Genomic DNA, 17450 nt, shown 5'->3' with positions numbered 1-17450 from the left:
AATAATTATTATGCCGGTCAGCGTCTGCTGAAGCCTCGTGTTTTTAATACAAAGAAAGCAATTTCGACAGGCGGGCTTGTCGAAAAAGTATTTTAAAGATCATAATGGGTAGAAATTAAAAAGTCCCCTTAACCGGAAAGCAATTTTATTCTGTTGAGCTAACGTATTATTAATGAATAATTTTAACGTATTTTTGCAGTTAGGAAATGGGCTTGGAATTTAATTGAAAAAAAGTTAAAAGTGTTTTGTACTTTAAAAATATTAATCCTATATTTGCAACCCGAATTAAAGGAAACGAATAAAGAAAAATAAAAGGCTAAATAGAAATGGCAAATCATAAATCTTCATTAAAAAGAATTAGAGCAAACGCAACAAAACGTTTACGTAACAGATATCAGGCAAAAACTACACGTACTTTCATTAAAAGATTGCGTGCTGCAGAAGATAAAAAAACTGCATCTGATTTATTGCCTAAAGTAATCTCTATGTTAGATCGTTTAGCTAAAAAGAACGTTATCCATAAAAACAAAGCGGCAAACAACAAATCAAAATTAACGAAATTCGTTAACGGTTTAAAATAAGCCAATTTTTTTACGATATTAGTAAAGGCATCTCGACTTTTGGTTGAGATGCCTTTTTTTTGTTAAAAAAATGGAAAGCTACGAACAGAAACTGGGTATAAAATTATGGGCGGAAGAAGACCGTCCACGCGAAAAACTTTTATTGCATGGCCGGAGGCATTTAACAGATGCAGAACTGATTGCTATTTTAATTGGTTCGGGAAATAAAAGTGAAACCGCCGTAGATTTAAGTAAAAGGATTTTGTCGTTTTATGATAACAATTTAACAAAACTGGGAAAAGCTTCTATTCTGGAGCTCTCAAGATTTAGAGGTATCGGAGAGGCCAAAGCAATAACCATTATTGCCGCTCTAGAGCTTGGATTGCGAAGAAAGGAAACTGCCGAAGAGACCATTACTCATGTAAATACCTCTAAAGATGTTTACAGGTATTTACATCAAACTTTCGCTAATCTCAACCACGAAGAATTCTGGATATTGCTCTTAAACAGGTCTAATCGGGTAATCGGTAAATTTTTAATCAGTAAAGGCGGACAGGCAGGTACAGTAGCAGATCCGAAAATTATTTTTAAAACAGCTTTGGAAAACAATGCTGCAAATATTGTGCTGGCACATAACCATCCTTCAGGAAGTTTAAAGCCTAGTGAGAGCGACGATAAATTGACCAGGGATATGGTGGCCTCAGGAAATTTGTTGAGCCTTTACGTAGTAGATCATGTTATCTTCGCCAATAACCGTTATTATAGTTATAGAGACGAAGATTTGATTTAAAAAATGTTCGAATGTTAAAGTACAATTAACGTTGAAACAGTATCATCGCAGCTCAAATTTAGATGTAGCCGATCAATCAGCACATCAATTTAACTAAATGATGAATTATATTTATGAATACTTTAAAAATTATCCCTGTTTTTCTTTTATTAACCATGATGGCTTTCGCTCAGAAAAAGGCTGTCCCTGTCAATATCATTACCTATAACATCCGATTAAATGTAGCATCAGATGGTGTTAATGCCTGGCCTAACCGAAAAGATAATGTAAAAGCTTTGGTCAAATTCCATGATGCCGATATTCTCTGTGTACAGGAGGCCTTACCTGAACAATTCGATGCCTTGCTCGAAAATTCTAATTTCGATGTGGTAGGGGTGGGTCGTGATGATGGTAAAAGAAAAGGGGAATTTTCAGCCGTTTATTTTGATAAAGATCGATTTGAAAAAAAAGATGGCGGTACCTTTTGGTTGTCGGAAACTCCTGATGTTCCGTCAAAGGGATGGGATGCTGCGCTTAACCGGGTATGCAGTTGGGTAAAATTATACGATAAGCTGAACAACAAAGAATTTATCGTTTTTAATACCCATTACGATCATGTTGGGGTAAAAGCAAGAATTGAATCTGCTAAACTGCTAAAACAGAAAATCCAGCAGATTGCCCCGGCATTACCTGTTGTATTTACAGGCGATCTGAACGTAACACCTGAAACCGAGGCAATCGCAACAATCAAATCTTTTCTTATCGATGCAAAAGATATTTCTGCAGAGCCTCCATACGGCCCCACAGGTACTTTTAATGGTTTTGATTTTAACAGCGACCTGAAAAACAGGATCGACTATATTTTTGTAAACAAAGGATTTAAGGTGCAGAAATTTGCTGTACTAACAGATAGTAAGGATAAAAGATATTATTCAGATCATTTACCTGTTTTTTGCCGTTTATTCTTTTAAGAGATGCCGTTAAAATCTGTATCTCCATTTCCTTTCCAATTCGAACTTTTTGGTAACCAATACCATTACCACTATATTTTCGAAACCCTGGCATTTATAGTTGGTGTAAGGTTGTATTATTATTATAAAAAGGGAATTGCAGATCCGATATCTGACGAGAACAGACTTTGGATTATGTTGGGCGCCATGCTTGGCGCTTTAATTGGTTCGCGCGTAATTGCTGTGCTAGAAACACCTGAGGTACTCAGCCATCTTAGTTTTTCGGTTCTTTACCAGAGCAAAACCATTGTGGGCGGTTTGCTAGGTGGTTTATTCGGGGTCGAATTAATTAAAAAGATAATTGGTGTGAATATCGCTTCTGGAGATATCTACGTTATCCCGATTTTGGTAGCCCTTATCATTGGTCGTATTGGTTGTTTTTCTATGGGGGTTGATGAGCCGACCTATGGTATTCCTACCAGCCTTTTTACAGGAATGGATTTAGGTGATGGTATACTCCGGCATCCCATCATGCTTTATGAAATAATTTACCTCATCCTTTTGATTGTTCTTTTTAACAGCATCAAGCATCAAGAACTGATCAATGGCGATCGCTTTAAATTATTTATGGTATTATATTTCCTATTCCGCTTCCTGATTGAATTTATTAAGCCTTACCATTCATTATTTTTAAATTTAAGCAGCATTCATTGGTCTGCATTGTTTATTTTTATCTATTATTATCGATTCATCATCCGGATTTCAAAAAAGTTAACTGCTAAAGAGTAAGCATTATGGCCAATACAAGAGATTATATATATTACGATTATACCAAAAGTCTTTGCCCCGAATGTTTACAGCTTTGCGATGCGAAAATTGTTTTTCAGGATGCTAAAGTGTTTATGCTGAAAAACTGTAGAACGCACGGAGACAGTAAAGTGATGATCGCCGATGATGTAGAATATTACAAACAGATCAGAAATTACAATAAGCAATCGGAAATGCCGCTTAAGTTCAATACCAAAGTGCATTATGGTTGCCCTTACGATTGTGGTTTGTGTACTGATCATGAGCAGCATTCCTGTTTAACAGTGATAGAGGTTACTGATCGTTGTAATCTCGCCTGTCCAACCTGTTATGCCATGTCATCGCCAAGTTATGGTAGGCATAGAACCCTGGCAGAAATAGAACGGATGATGGATGTTGTAGTGGCAAATGAGGGAGAGCCGGATGTGGTACAGCTTTCTGGCGGGGAGCCAACGGTACATCCCGAATTCTTTAAAATTTTAGACCTCGCCAAAACAAAACCCATAAAACACTTAATGGTAAATACGAATGGGATCAGGATTGCAAAAGACATTAAATTTGTGGAGAAACTGGCCAGTTATATGCCCGATTTTGAAATTTACCTGCAGTTTGATAGTTTCAGCCCGGAAGTATTAACCAGGCTTAGGGGGGAAGACCTTAGCGAGGTGAGGAGAAAAGCCATCGATCATTTAAACCAATTTAATGTATCTACTACTTTGGTTGTCACATTACAAAATGGCTTAAATGACCATGAAATTGGCGATATTTTGGATTATGCACTTAAGCAGAAATGCGTGCGTGGGGTAACCTTTCAGCCTACCCAGGTTGCCGGAAGAAATGATAACTATAACGATCAGCAGGGCAGGATTACCCTGACCGAAGTGCGCAGAAAAATTTATGAGCAATACCCAATCTTTACTCCACAGGATTTAATTCCTGTTCCCTGTAATCCCGACGCACTTTGTATGGCTTATGCTTTAAAAATAGGCGATGAGGTGATCCCGATGACACATTTGATCAACCCGGAGGATTTGCTGAATAATTCAAAAAATACCATTGTTTTTGAACATGATGAAAAACTAAAAGAACACATGCTCAATTTGTTTAGTACCGGTGTTTCGGTAGATTGCGCTGAAGATACCTTTGGCGAACTGATGTGCTGTTTGCCTAGGGTGAAATCGGATAGTTTAAGCTACGATAATTTATTTCGGATCATTATTATGAATTTTATGGATCCGCTTGATTTTGACGTGCGAGCAGTTAAGAAATCATGTGTGCACATTGTGAGTGATAAATATAAAATGGTACCTTTTGAAACCATGAATATTTTTTACCGCGATAATAAAATAGATCTGATCAGGGAAAAATTAAATATGAACTGATATGGGTGGTTTATTCGTATTATTGATTGTTTATTGCCTTACCGCTGTCGTGCTTTTTGTGGTAGGGATCATTCAGATTATCATTAAATCATCAAGGAACGAGCCGGTAAAACCTGGGTTAAAACTGCTCATTATTTCAGTAATTATGGTGGTAATCGGTTTCGGAGCTTGTGCCGTATTGCTTGTCAACAGTTAATTTCAATAATAAATCAATGGGAATTTTCATTATATACTGGGTAATTGTCGTATTGTTATTTGTAATTGGCATTATCCAGATCATCGTAAAGGCAACTAAAGATGAATCGGTTAAACCAGGCCTTAAATTGGTTATTGCCTCTGTTATTATGTTGGTAATAGGGGCTGGTGCCTGTGCAGTAATTCTTTCTAATTTAAATATTGGCCACTAGTCATTTTATTGTATCAAGATTACGCGTTTAGCTTTCTCCTTTGACCTTTAAATAATATCTTTGCATTTTATAATTCTTAGATCGGTTTTTTGTGCTAATAAGTCTCAAATCTCTTGTCTGGAGTCTCAAATCTTAATAGATGAAAATATCATATAACTGGTTAAAACAATTTGTACAAATAGACAAAACACCTCAGGAACTTTCTTTAATCCTTACCAATGTAGGTTTGGAGGTAGAAAGTGTAGAAAAAGTACAGCCTGTTGTGGGTGGCTTAGAGGGTTTGGTAATTGGCGAGGTATTAACCTGTGTGCAGCATCCCAATGCTGATCGTTTGCGGGTAACTACCGTAAATGTAGGCGGAAGTGAAAATCTTCAGATTGTTTGCGGTGCGCCTAATGTAGCTGCCGGACAAAAAGTGGTTGTGGCTACAGTGGGTACAACCGTTTATCCTTTAGAAGGTGAGCCCTTTAAAATCAAAGAATCTAAAATCAGAGGAGAACTTTCGCAGGGCATGATCTGTGCCGAAGATGAAATCGGGTTGGGTAAATCGCATGATGGAATTATGGTTTTAGCTGACGATACCGAAGTGGGGATCCGTGCAAAAGACCATTTTAAAATGGACGATGATTTTGTTTTCGAAATCGGATTAACACCAAACCGTGCCGATGCAGCTTCACATTTAGGTGTGGCCAGAGATTTGGCTGCTTATTTCAGAACTGAATATGAAATGCCTGATCTTACTGCTTTCAAAACCGATAACGAGAACCTGGTTATTCCGGTAGAGGTAGAAGATCTGACTGCTTGCCCACGTTACAGCAGCCTAACCATTTCGGGTGTTACCGTACAGGAATCGCCAGAGTGGTTAAAAGATAAATTAAAAGTAATCGGTTTACGTCCCATTAATAATGTGGTCGACATTACCAATTATGTACTTCATGGCTTAGGTCAGCCGTTACATGCTTTTGATGCCGATAAAATTACTGGCGGAAAAGTAATTGTTAAGAAAGTTGCCGAGGGTACATCTTTTGTAACGCTGGATGACGTGGAACGTAAATTAAGTGCTGAAGATTTGATGATTTGCAATGCCGAAGCACCGATGTGTATTGCGGGTGTTTTTGGTGGAAAATCATCAGGTGTAGATAGTGCCACTAAAAATATTTTCCTCGAAAGTGCTTATTTTAATTCCGTTTCTATCCGTAAAACGTCGAAAAGACATGGGTTGAAAACAGATGCTTCTTTCCGTTTTGAGCGCGGTACCGATCCTGAAATTACGGTTACAGCTTTAAAATATGCCGCCTTACTGATTAAAGAATTGGCAGGTGGAGAAATTTCTTCTTCTGTCTCCGATATTTACCCAAATCATATCAAACCTTTCGAATTTGAGGTAAGTTATACCAATATTAACAAACTAATAGGGGCGAATATCCCTTCGGCCGAAATCAAACATATCATTACCGCTTTAGGTATTTCGGCAACCAACACTTCTGATGATACGCTGGCTTTAAGGGTCCCTTCATTTAAAGTTGATGTTACCCGAGAATGCGACATTACTGAAGAGGTGCTGCGTATTTATGGATATAACAACATCGAAATCCCTTCAAAAGTAAATGCGTCACTTTCTTACAGCATTAAACCAGAGAAAGAAAACACGCATAACGTAATTGCAGATATGCTGACTTCAAACGGCTATGCAGAAATTATGTGTAATTCGTTAACCAAATCAGCTTATTCGAAAAATTTGGATGAGGCGGTATTTATTTTAAACCCGCTAAGCAGTGACCTGAATGTAATGCGCCAGAGTTTGTTGATGCCAGCTTTAGAAAGCGTTGCTTATAACCAAAACCGGAAGAATTCAGATGTGAAATTTTACGAATTTGGTAAAACCTACCACTTAATTAACGAAAAATATGTAGAACGCCCCAGGTTGTTATTGTTAATTTCTGGTGCTAAACAAAGTGAGCAATGGAACCATAACGCTAAAGCGGTTACTTTTTACAACTTAAAATCGGCCGTTGATGCCATTATTTCACGTTTGGGGATCGAAAGTTATCAATCGGATACTTTAACTGACGAAAACTTTGCCTATGGGATTAAATATTTCCGTGGAGATAAAACTTTGGTAAGCTTTGGGGCAGTTTCTAAGGCCGACCGTAAAGTGGCGGATGTGAATGCTGAAGTATTTTATGCTGATTTTGATTGGGCTACTTTATTGGATATCGTTAAGAAAAACAAGATCGTTAACAAAGAAATTGCTAAATACCCGGCAGTACGCCGCGATCTTTCCTTATTGATTGATCAGTCAGTTAGTTTCGATACCTTAAAAGGAATTGCATTCAAAACCGATAAAAAACTGATTAAAGAAGTTGGGGTATTCGATGTATACGTTGGCGATAAATTACCTGAAGGCAAGAAATCTTATGCACTGAATTTTATTTTACAGGACGAAGAGCAGACCCTTACCGATAAGCAGATTGACCACACCATGCAAAAGCTGATTGCGAATTTAACAGCGCAGGCCGGTGCAGAAATTAGGAAATAAAATATAAATTCGTATTTTTAGAAATAAATTCATGACTTCCGTTGCAGATCAATTAGATAAGGTATTACAAAAAACGGCTCAGGTGATTGAGCTATGTAATGCGCTACAGGAAGAAAATGATTTATTAAAGCTTGAGAATCAATCGTTAAAAGTTGCACTCGATACTGCAAAGGGCAGAAATGTAGAACTTGATGAAAAACTCAGGGTTACAAAACTGGCCAAAAGTATAGAGGGGGCAAGCGAAAAATCGCTTGACATTAAGCAAAAAATTAACGATTTTGTGCGGGAGATTGATAAAAGTATCGCATTATTAAAGAAATAATGATGCAGGAAATCAGAAACTAAGCTAAACAAATGGGAGAAATCTCGATTAAAATAACCATTTCCGACCGTATCTATCCGCTAAAGGTGAATATGGAAGAGGAAGAAATTGTGAGACGGGCGGCAAAAATGATCAATGAGCGCATAAAAGATTATCAGGATAATTATGCGGTTAGAGATAAGCAGGATCTCCTCTCAATGGCAGTATTGCACTATGCAACCGCTGTATTGAGAACTGAAAATAAAGTACAGAGCCAGGATACTGCTGTTGCCGATAAAGTTGAAGAATTGGATATTTTACTCAATAATTTCTTTTCAAAATAAAGGTTCGTTCTTTAAACATTTCGTCGCACTGAACCCGTTTCAGGGGTTTTAATTTAGAACCTGAAATAAATTCAGGATGACGGGAGTTGTATATATTAGCACAAAAATATAGCCGCAGCTAGTTTTTGAGTTTCAAATTTTATAAAACTTAACACTTCAATATCTATAGGGTTAAGAGGGCGTATTTCATTTGCTTTGCACCTGAAAATGGCTTAAACCCTAATTATGCTTAGTTGAGGTTTAAAATGTATGAGACTTTAAAAAATTAGTTGCGGTTTTTTTTTACTTAAAAAACAAAATGGAAATAGTTGAAATATTAGGATACGTGTTTGCCGTAATAGCAGGTATCGCTATTGGAGTAGTGGTAGGAAGATTCCTCCTGCGCAACTTGCTTAAGCAGCAGGAAATAGCTGCACAGAACAAGGTTAAGAAGATTTTAAAGGATGCAGAAAATAATGCAGAAATTTTAAAAAAGAATAAACTTTTAGAAGCAAAAGAGAAGTTTTTGCAATTAAAGGCCGAGCACGAACAAGAAGTTAGTGCCAGAAACAACACCATTAACCAGCGTGAAAATACCATTAAACAGAAAGAGCAATCGGTGAATCAGCGCATGGAAAACTTCAATAAAAAAGAACAGGAACTGGACAGGCAGAAACAGAACCTTGAAAAGCAAACTGACCTTGCCCTTAAAAAACAGGAAGAAGTTGAAGTATTAAAAAATCAGCACCTGAAACAATTGGAAACCATTGCGGGTCTTTCTGCTGAAGAAGCAAAAGAACAACTGGTAGAAAACCTGAAACAGGAAGCCCGTACCCAGGCCATGATGCAGGTTAAAGATATTGTTGATGAAGCAAAATTAACAGCCAGTAAAGAAGCAAAAAAAGTGGTTATTCAGACGATTCAGCGTACTGCTACAGAGGCTGCCATCGAAAACTCCGTTTCTATTTTTCATATTGAAAGCGACGAAATTAAAGGTCGTGTAATTGGTAGGGAGGGTAGGAATATCCGTGCGCTTGAAGCCGCTACCGGTATTGAGATTATTGTAGATGATACCCCGGAGGCAATCATTTTATCGGGCTTTGATCCGGTAAGGAGGGAAATCGCCCGTCTGGCCTTACACCGTTTGGTAACCGACGGACGTATCCACCCGGCACGTATAGAGGAGATTGTAGCCAAAACCAAAAAACAGATCGAAGATGAGATCGTGGAGATCGGTGAGCGAACCGTGATCGATTTAGGTATCCATGGCTTACATCCTGAACTGATCCGTATGGTTGGCCGTATGCGTTACCGTTCATCTTACGGTCAGAACTTATTGCATCACTCGCGTGAGGTGGCTAATTTCTGTGCTACTATGGCCGCCGAACTTGGCTTAAATGCTAAGATGGCGAAACGTGCAGGTTTACTACACGATATTGGTAAGGTGCCTGATGATAATCCTGAATTACCACACGCAATTTTAGGGATGCAGCTTGCCGAAAAATATAAGGAACATCCGGATATCTGCAACGCAATTGGTGCCCACCACGACGAGATCGAGATGACCTCGATGATTTCGCCGATTGTACAGGCTTGCGATGCCATTTCTGGCGCACGTCCGGGTGCACGCCGCGAAGTAGTTGAAAGTTATATTAAACGTTTAAAAGACCTTGAAGAACTTGCACTTTCTTATCCTGGGGTAGAGAAAACCTTTGCCATTCAGGCGGGTAGAGAGCTACGTGTAATTGTAGAAAGCGAACGCATTACCGATGCACAGGCAGAACTTTTAGCTGCTGATATTTCGACCCGTATCCAGACAGAAATGACTTATCCGGGACAGATTAAGGTTACTGTAATCAGGGAAACCCGTTCTGTAGCCTTTGCGAAATAGAGAATTCAATTCGCAGAATCGTCATCCTGAACTTGTTTCAGGATCTTAGTAATAGAAAGGATGCTGAAATAAATTCAGCATGACGAACGGTTTAATAAACAAAATCTAAAGCGATGGATATTCCATCGCTTTTTTTGTATTTTTACATTTATGAGCAAGCAGACCATTCAGATCGAACCAAAACGACCGGTTGATGTACTTTTTGATAAGTATGCCGAAAGTCACCAAAATCCAACTAATAAACTGGTACACTGGATCTGTGTACCTTTAATCGTATTCAGTTTGTTAGGCCTCATCTGGCAGATCCCTTTTCCACATCTTGGTTTTTTGGGCAGTTATAATGGGTTCTTTAACTGGGCGTCGTTCCTTTTGGCTTTTAGCTTATACTATTATTTCACCTTGTCGCCCGTTCTGTTTTTTCTCATGATTTGGGTAGTAGCCATTATGAGTTATGCAATCGTAAAGATCGAACAGGGGGTTGGTTTGGGCAGCAGTACGGCCTACCTTATTTATGCAGCTATATTTATAGCAGCCTGGATCGGTCAGTTTATCGGTCATAAAATAGAGGGCAAAAAACCATCATTTTTAGATGATGTTAAATTCCTGTTAATCGGCCCAATCTGGTTATTGCACTTCATCTGTAAAAAAGCAGGTATCCGGTATTAATTCAAAAAGCAGTTAATCTTGTGTTAACCTTAAGGTAAAGGAATGTTAATTAACACCTAACCTGCTGTTAACATTGTCGTAATAGTTTTGCCCTTATCAAATAAAGGCAAATTGGAATTACTAAACTCTTTTAGAAGAGCCGCACTTACTGTGCTCGCTCTTACTTTGAGCATACTTTCGTATGCGCAAACCGGAAAAATTTCGGGAACTATCACTGATAAAAAAACAGGTGAAACTTTAATTGGCGTTACAGTTAAAATTAAAGGAACCACCAAAGGTGTGTCAACAGATGTTGATGGTAAGTATATTTTACAAGCCATGGCTAATGGTAAATATACGCTTGAATTTTCTTATGTAGGATATCAAACCAAAGAAGTATCGGATGTAGAGGTAAAAGGACCATCAGTTACCAGTCTAAATATTGTGCTTAACGAAGCGGGCGGGCAAAACTTGCAGGAAGTAGTAGTAAAAGCAAACTTTAAACAAGAATCGGTTAACTCTTTATATGCGCAACAAAAAAACAGTGCTTTAATTTCTGATGGTATCTCCAGCGATCAGATTAAAAAATCGCCAGATAGAAACACTTCCGATATCCTAAAAAGGGTAAGTGGTGCCACTGTTCAGGATAACAAATTTGTTGTAGTGAGGGGATTGAGCGATAGGTATAACAATGCAACCCTAGATGGTGCATCCTTACCGAGTACCGAGCCCAACCGTAAAGCATTTTCATTTGATATTGTTCCTTCTAACCTGGTTGATAACCTGATTGTAAGTAAAACGGCTACACCAGATTTACCTGCCGATTTTACCGGTGGGGCCATCCAGATTTTGACAAAAGATATTCCGGATAACAATTTCATCAGTTTTGGTATTGGCGCTGGTTATAACACGGCTTCAACTTTTAAGGATTTTAAAAGCGGTGTAAGAAATGCCAGCGATTATTTTGGTTTTGATAATGGGGATAAAGCATTACCGGCTAATTTCCCATCGCGTAATAAAATCCTTGCCGGCTTAACGCCTGCACATGATATTGCAGCAATGAACAGTCTCTCATCGAACTGGAGAACCTATAATAACACTGCTCTTCCTACCCAAAACTATCAGTTTACACTAGGCAGGGTTAAAGACTTTACGGAGAGCAATAACAGGTTTGGTGCATTATTTTCAGTAACTTATAGGAATTCACAAACCATTTATAACGATGTTATCCGTGACTATGTAAATTACGATTATCATGATAATGCTTATAAATTCTCGACCAATTTAGGCGCAATTGCCAATTTTGCTTATACTTTCGGTAAAAGTAAGATTACCTTAAAGAATATCTATAACAGAACTTATGACGACCAGTATTTAGACAGACAAGGTTATAATAAGGATAGGGGAAGAGATATCAAGTTTTATGCATTTGATTTAATGCAAAAATCTCTATTCAAGTCTACCCTGGAGGGTACCCATCCACTTGGTGAGAATAATTCAAAAATCAACTGGTCGTTAAGTTATGCCAATATTTTGAATGATCAACCAGATCAGAAGAAAATCTCTTATCAGAGAGATCCAAGCCTTGCAGGCAAAGAAGGGTATGTATATGTTGCTCAAACAGACAATATTAATAAGGAAAATTCGAGGTTATTTTCAAAATTGAACGAAGATAACTTTAGCGGAGGTTTAAACTATACCTTACCGGTAAAAATGTTTAGCCAAACTTCAACTTTCAAAGCCGGTTTAAGTTCTATTTACCGCAAACGTAGTTTTGATGCAAGGTTTATCGGATTACAGGCCAACCAAAGCTCTTCGCTAAAAGATGAAGTACAGAGAAGATCACTTTCCACTTTGTATGGTAAAGACGCAATCAATGGTGGTGCCTATTATTTAAATGATATTTCGTTGGATGCCGATAGCTACAACGCGCACTCGATGACCAATGCCGGTTATTTAATGCTGGATAACAAATTGGGTGAAAAATCGAGATTGGTATGGGGACTTAGGGTTGAACAATTCAACGTGGTTTTAGATGCTAAAGTGCCTACACCGCAAACTTCTGTTAATGATGACTATGTTGACTTTTTACCATCTGCAAATTATACGTATAGCCTAACACCAAAAATAAATCTAAGGGCTTCTTATTATCGTACACTTGCCAGACCAGAATTTAGGGAGTTGGCTTCAGCATCGGTTTATGATTACGAACTTTTGGCTTTACAACAAGGTAACCCAGGCTTAAAAGAGGCAAAAATCGACAATGCCGATATCCGTTTCGAATTTTATCCTCAGGCAGGACAGATCATTTCAGTTTCTGCATTCTATAAAAAATTCCACAATGCCATCGAATCTTTCAATAGTGATGGTGGTTCTTCAAGAATTATAACCTATATCAATTCTGATCAGGTTAATGTTTATGGACTGGAATTGGAATTTCGTAAATCACTCGATTTCATTGCTAAAAATGATTTCTTAAAGAATACTACCTTTTATACCAACCTTTCGCTTATCAAATCAAAGGTAGAAACGAATAACACTGGCTTAAACCTAAAAGATGTAAAAAGACCAATGGTTGGCCAGGCACCCTATATTATCAATGCAGGTTTACAGCATAGTTTCCTGGACAATAAGTTAAACTTTAATGTTCTCTATAACAGGGTTGGACGAAGGCTTAATGTTGCTGGTGGAGTGCTTTTCCCTGCAATATGGGAAGCACCCAGGGATGTTATCGATTTGCAGCTAGCCTTAAAAGTGATTAAAAACAGAGGCGAAATCAAATTTAATGCGGGAGATATCTTAAATAATCGCATTACGCAATACTATGATAACGACCTTGATAAAAAATACGACCGCTCAAAAGGTGATGAAACAATCAGTAGCTATAAACCTGGAAGTAACTATTCACTATCGTTCTCTTATACTTTCTAATGTTAGGGTAATGTTTAGTAAATAGGAAGATGTTAATGATATTTTAAAGTTGGATTAATCTACAAATTACAATAGGATAATAATTTTATAAAAAGTTAAGATAAAAGGAAAGATGAAAAAACAATTATTACTTTGCGCAATGAGCGTATTGATTTTCTTGGCAAGTTGTTCAAAAAACACTGTCGATGAAGATATTAACCCGCCAGTAGCTGCTAACACAGTCGAAGTTTCAGGTGATGTAACAGCAAACACAACATGGAGCTCAGATAAGATTTACCTATTAAAAGGTAATGTTTTTGTAACCAACAATGCTACTTTAACCATTCAGCCTGGTACAATTATCAAAGGTGATAAAGCAACCAAAGGTGCTTTGGTTATTACAAGAGGTGCTAAAATTAATGCAACAGGCACTGTTGATAAACCTATTGTATTTACCTCTAGCGTTGCGGCTGGTGCGCGTAAAGAAGGTGATTGGGGTGGAGTTATCCTGTTGGGTAAAGCACAAAATAACTTAGGTACTTCTGTGCCAATTGAAGGTATTTCTGATGCAACTGACAAAGGTAAACATGGTGGTACTGATAATGCTGATAACTCAGGTGTTATGAAATATGTACGAATCGAGTACGCTGGTATTGCTTTAAGTCCTGATAACGAAATTAACGGTTTAACTTTTGGTTCAGTTGGTTCAGGTACGCAGATTGATTATATCGAGGTTTACCGTTCAGGCGACGATGCTTTTGAATGGTTTGGTGGAACAGTTAACTGTTCACACTTATTGGCTATCGATAGCTGGGACGATGACTTTGATACTGATAATGGTTTTTCAGGTAAAGTTCAATTTGGTCTGGCACAACGTTTGGCTGTAACTGCTGACGTTTCCGGATCAAATGGTTTCGAATCAGATAACAACGCAGCCGGCGATAATGCAGCGCCTCAAACTTCTGCTATTTTCTCTAACATGACTATCTTAGGTCCTGTAGGTTCTGGTGGTAGCAGCATCAATGCTAACTTCCAGCATGGCGCTCAAATCCGTCGTAATTCTGCAATGAGCTTAGTTAATTCTATCATTGTTGGTTATACTGAAGGAGTGTATTATGATGATGGAGCCGGTTCTGCTGGTGCAAATGCATCAAGCAACCTTTCAAGCGGAAAATCATTATTTGCAAACAATTTGATTTACAACAGTAATGGCAAGGGAAATCAGATTAAAGCTTCTAACGCAACAGCTCTAGGAGTAATCAGTCCATTATTGCAAGCTGCTACTGCATTTAATACTTTTGATCCTGCGGCTTTAGCCTCAAGCATCTTATCTGATCCTTACAAATATTCTGCTGATTTAGTTTCAAGTGCAAGAGTTGGAACACCAAACTTTACAGTAGTAGCAAATTCTGCTGCAGCAACCGGTGCTTCATTTACCAATGCTAAATTAACATCTGGTTTTACAGCAGTAGCTTACAGAGGTGCTTTTGGTGCTGATAACTGGGCTGCTGGTTGGGCTCATTTCGACCCTCAATCATTACCATACACTACTCCAGGCGCTGTTAAATAAGCACTTGAGTTAAAAAAATAAAAAAGGTCCGGATGTTACATCCGGACCTTTTTTATGTGTTATTCAACTTCTTCCTTTACAGGCGCTTTCACTTTCTTTACAGCTGTTTTAGCTAAAGTGGGTTTTGCAACCTTTTCTTTTAACGCGGGCGAGGTTTTTTCCTCTTCCTTGATAAACGGTTCAATAGAATCATTTATCACCGGGAATGTTATCTTTTTAACCAACTGTTTGGCAAATTTCTCGATCGTTTTATCTGCCTTTTTTACTTTTCCATAAGAAGCAGCCACTTCACTGAAGGCGGTTGTTAATTTTGACTCTAATTCTTTACGTAACTTTTTGCTTGTCGAATGATTTTTCGACTTGGATTTATTCTTTTTCATCTAAAATTAATGGGTATTTTCAAAGATATAGAATCATAAAGTTAAATTAATATTATCATTATGTTAACAATTTTGAGTCTCGTTAACATATAGAATATTTAATAACTTATTTTAAATCAGTTAAGTATGTTTTAAAAAGTCGATATGAATTGTCTGATGTTGATCGGAGCTATGGTTTTAACCGGCTGCCCTGTTAAAAGACGCCAAAAGGATGAGGGATAAATTCAAGAAGAGGTTATTCAGTTCGAACTTATTTAGAAAAAGATGATAGATAAAATGTCTAGAAATGAATTCCAGGTGCAACATCCCCGCCTAAATCCAGCGTATTCTGAAACGCTTCCAGATAGCCTAGCAAATGACGTTCGGCGTTGGCATAGGAAGTAAATGTTGATGCTGGTATATTGGCTTCCTGTTCGCTGGTATTTTTGAAATGTGAGCTTACCTGAAAGGTAAAGGTCTTATCGTCGTTAATTGGCGATAGGATGCGGGCCTTAACCGGATGGCCATGAATTTCAACAAAGAATTCTTTGATAACGGTATATATGATAGCGGCCATGTGATTATTCTTTAGCGATAAAAATACTGCAAATAAGCTGTTAATGTGTTTTTTATTGATAAGATAATATATAATTAACACTATCTTAATTTTAATTTAATTTTGCAGGTCTTTTATCTTTTAATAGGCTCGTAAGCGTACACCACCTCGTACTTGAGGTGTTTAAGGTTGGTGGCAATTTGTCCTATCTTTAAGTTTTGTGCCTGGGGTGTAGGTTCACAATAAGAATATTTCTTGCCTTTGTAAGTAACTGCTTCACCAATGGGTTTGTCGAATTGTACAGCAATGGTTAAATGTTTAGGGTATAACAAGGCAACCATCGGCAGATTATATATTTCCTTTACGAGGTAAAAAAATAGTGCTGCACGGTCATCGCAATCGCTATAGGTACTCAATAATGTTTGCTCGGGCGAAAAGCGTTTTTCCTTGCCGAAGTTTTCACTGTCATCTTCATATAAAAAGCCATAACGGGTAAACCTCATGAGGTAATCAACACCTTTTTTCTGATCCATGTGTTTCAGGTTTTCTTTTAGCGTAGGAATAAGAGAGCTGTATGTTTCCCTGCTCAAAGGAATATTGAAATAACTTTCGAAATCTACTATAGGATAGTTTTTGAAAATGGTTTGTACATCTTCATTAACTTTAAGTTTAAAATGATGGACTTTTTGGTGGTAACTGAATTGGATATCTTTTTCCTGGTAATTTTCGGGCTTAAAATCAGGCATCCGGGTAACCTTATAAGAGAATGAATTTTTAGCTTCCGGAATTAAAATTTTAACTGGTTTGTAAGTATTGGCCTGTTTAAACAGTTTGCCATAATCGTGATAATTTAAGCAAACAAACTTTTTATCTTCGATCATGAAAAAAGGAATATCGCTGATATCCTCGTCATTCCTCACATAAAAAATAACCTGGTCATTACCTACAGCCAATCGGGCATCGTAACCACACTTGCTCAGTAAAAACCACTTGTACAAAGTATACAGGAAATAATTATTGGCTTTAGGACTAATCTCTTCTGCCGTTCTACGTATCAGCTGGTAATAAATCCAATCGTTGAGGCTGTACTTTTCCTGGTATTTTTTTAATGCAGCAATTAACGGTGCATAATGACCGGCCGATACATAGCTATAAAACTTTGCAGTTTCGGATGCTGTTGCTTTTTGTGAGGTTTGAAAAACAATAGAAGAATCGATACTGAAATTGAAAGTGCCGTCATAAAAATCAAATGAGTAATTCTGTGCCTTTGCTGTAACGACATTCATCATTATACAGGCCGGCAAAAATAAACACCAGCAATATGTATAAATCTTTCTTTTCAAACCACAAGATATTTGATTACATTAAATTTACCTATAATTAACGTAAAAGCAACAATTTGTTTATGTGAACAATTTCGGCAAGCTTAACATTGTGTTAATTCGAAGCGAATTCAGGTAGTTTGAAATTTTTTAAATAAA

17 protein-coding genes are annotated in these 17450 nt (G+C 37.6%); 14 read left to right on the top strand and 3 right to left on the bottom strand.

Features of this window, described 5'->3' with window-relative positions; all coding sequences use genetic code 11:
• The first annotated feature begins 326 nt into the window (after window positions 1-326).
• From rpsT to ACFSR6_RS06150, 14 genes are all read left to right on the top strand, one after another.
• A complete protein-coding gene (gene rpsT, locus ACFSR6_RS06215; protein WP_056871313.1) occupies window positions 327-581 on the top strand; it encodes a 30S ribosomal protein S20 in 255 nt (84 codons plus the stop codon).
• Window positions 582-651: 70 nt separating this feature from the next.
• Window positions 652-1350 carry a RadC family protein gene (radC, locus tag ACFSR6_RS06210; protein WP_379076397.1) on the top strand — a complete coding sequence of 233 codons (699 nt, stop codon included), beginning with the start codon at window positions 652-654 and terminating at the stop codon, window positions 1348-1350.
• 113 nt (window positions 1351-1463) lie between these two features.
• Complete coding sequence (locus tag ACFSR6_RS06205; protein ID WP_379076395.1) at window positions 1464-2300, top strand: endonuclease/exonuclease/phosphatase family protein; 837 nt, start codon at window positions 1464-1466, stop codon at window positions 2298-2300.
• A gap of 3 nt (window positions 2301-2303) precedes the next feature.
• A complete protein-coding gene (locus ACFSR6_RS06200) occupies window positions 2304-3068 on the top strand; it encodes a prolipoprotein diacylglyceryl transferase (protein ID WP_379076392.1) in 765 nt (254 codons plus the stop codon).
• Between the two features lie 5 nt (window positions 3069-3073).
• Window positions 3074-4468 (top strand): radical SAM protein, encoded by a 1395-nt coding sequence (locus ACFSR6_RS06195; RefSeq protein ID WP_379076389.1) that lies wholly within the window; start codon window positions 3074-3076, stop codon window positions 4466-4468.
• Between the two features lies 1 nt (window position 4469).
• Window positions 4470-4664, top strand: a complete 195-nt coding sequence (locus ACFSR6_RS06190) for a hypothetical protein (protein WP_343523682.1) — start codon at window positions 4470-4472, stop codon at window positions 4662-4664.
• Window positions 4665-4680: 16 nt separating this feature from the next.
• Window positions 4681-4875 carry a hypothetical protein gene (locus ACFSR6_RS06185; protein WP_379076386.1) on the top strand — a complete coding sequence of 65 codons (195 nt, stop codon included), beginning with the start codon at window positions 4681-4683 and terminating at the stop codon, window positions 4873-4875.
• Between the two features lie 139 nt (window positions 4876-5014).
• A complete protein-coding gene (gene pheT / locus ACFSR6_RS06180) occupies window positions 5015-7414 on the top strand; it encodes a phenylalanine--tRNA ligase subunit beta (RefSeq protein WP_379076383.1) in 2400 nt (799 codons plus the stop codon).
• Between the two features lie 31 nt (window positions 7415-7445).
• On the top strand, window positions 7446-7736 hold the full coding sequence (locus ACFSR6_RS06175; RefSeq protein ID WP_379076380.1) for a hypothetical protein: 291 nt from the start codon (window positions 7446-7448) through the stop codon (window positions 7734-7736).
• A gap of 32 nt (window positions 7737-7768) precedes the next feature.
• Window positions 7769-8059 (top strand): cell division protein ZapA, encoded by a 291-nt coding sequence (locus ACFSR6_RS06170; RefSeq protein WP_379076377.1) that lies wholly within the window; start codon window positions 7769-7771, stop codon window positions 8057-8059.
• A gap of 298 nt (window positions 8060-8357) precedes the next feature.
• A complete protein-coding gene (rny, locus tag ACFSR6_RS06165) occupies window positions 8358-9929 on the top strand; it encodes a ribonuclease Y (protein WP_183762820.1) in 1572 nt (523 codons plus the stop codon).
• A 150-nt stretch (window positions 9930-10079) separates the two neighbouring features.
• Window positions 10080-10595 carry an Mpo1 family 2-hydroxy fatty acid dioxygenase gene (locus ACFSR6_RS06160; protein ID WP_379076374.1) on the top strand — a complete coding sequence of 172 codons (516 nt, stop codon included), beginning with the start codon at window positions 10080-10082 and terminating at the stop codon, window positions 10593-10595.
• Window positions 10596-10706: 111 nt separating this feature from the next.
• A complete protein-coding gene (locus tag ACFSR6_RS06155; protein WP_379076371.1) occupies window positions 10707-13505 on the top strand; it encodes a TonB-dependent receptor in 2799 nt (932 codons plus the stop codon).
• A 112-nt stretch (window positions 13506-13617) separates the two neighbouring features.
• On the top strand, window positions 13618-15054 hold the full coding sequence (locus ACFSR6_RS06150) for a hypothetical protein (protein WP_379076369.1): 1437 nt from the start codon (window positions 13618-13620) through the stop codon (window positions 15052-15054).
• A gap of 59 nt (window positions 15055-15113) precedes the next feature.
• On the opposite strand, the gene ACFSR6_RS06145 is transcribed toward ACFSR6_RS06150, so the two are convergent.
• The 3 genes from ACFSR6_RS06145 to ACFSR6_RS06135 all read right to left on the bottom strand — a co-directional run bounded on the left by ACFSR6_RS06145 (window position 15114) and on the right by ACFSR6_RS06135 (window position 17258).
• Window positions 15114-15434, bottom strand: coding sequence for a hypothetical protein (locus ACFSR6_RS06145; protein ID WP_379076366.1), 321 nt, complete (start codon window positions 15432-15434; stop codon window positions 15114-15116).
• 280 nt (window positions 15435-15714) lie between these two features.
• On the bottom strand, window positions 15715-15990 hold the full coding sequence (locus tag ACFSR6_RS06140) for a hypothetical protein (RefSeq protein WP_379076363.1): 276 nt from the start codon (window positions 15988-15990) through the stop codon (window positions 15715-15717).
• A 113-nt stretch (window positions 15991-16103) separates the two neighbouring features.
• On the bottom strand, window positions 16104-17258 hold the full coding sequence (locus tag ACFSR6_RS06135; protein ID WP_379076360.1) for a hypothetical protein: 1155 nt from the start codon (window positions 17256-17258) through the stop codon (window positions 16104-16106).
• Between the last annotated feature and the right edge of the window lie 192 nt (window positions 17259-17450).

It is taken from the genome of Pedobacter vanadiisoli, assembly GCF_042684385.1.
Lineage (GTDB): Bacteria > Bacteroidota > Bacteroidia > Sphingobacteriales > Sphingobacteriaceae > Pedobacter > Pedobacter vanadiisoli.
Note: the sequence above shows the minus strand (reverse complement) of the source record. Positions and strands in the feature narration are given on the sequence as shown.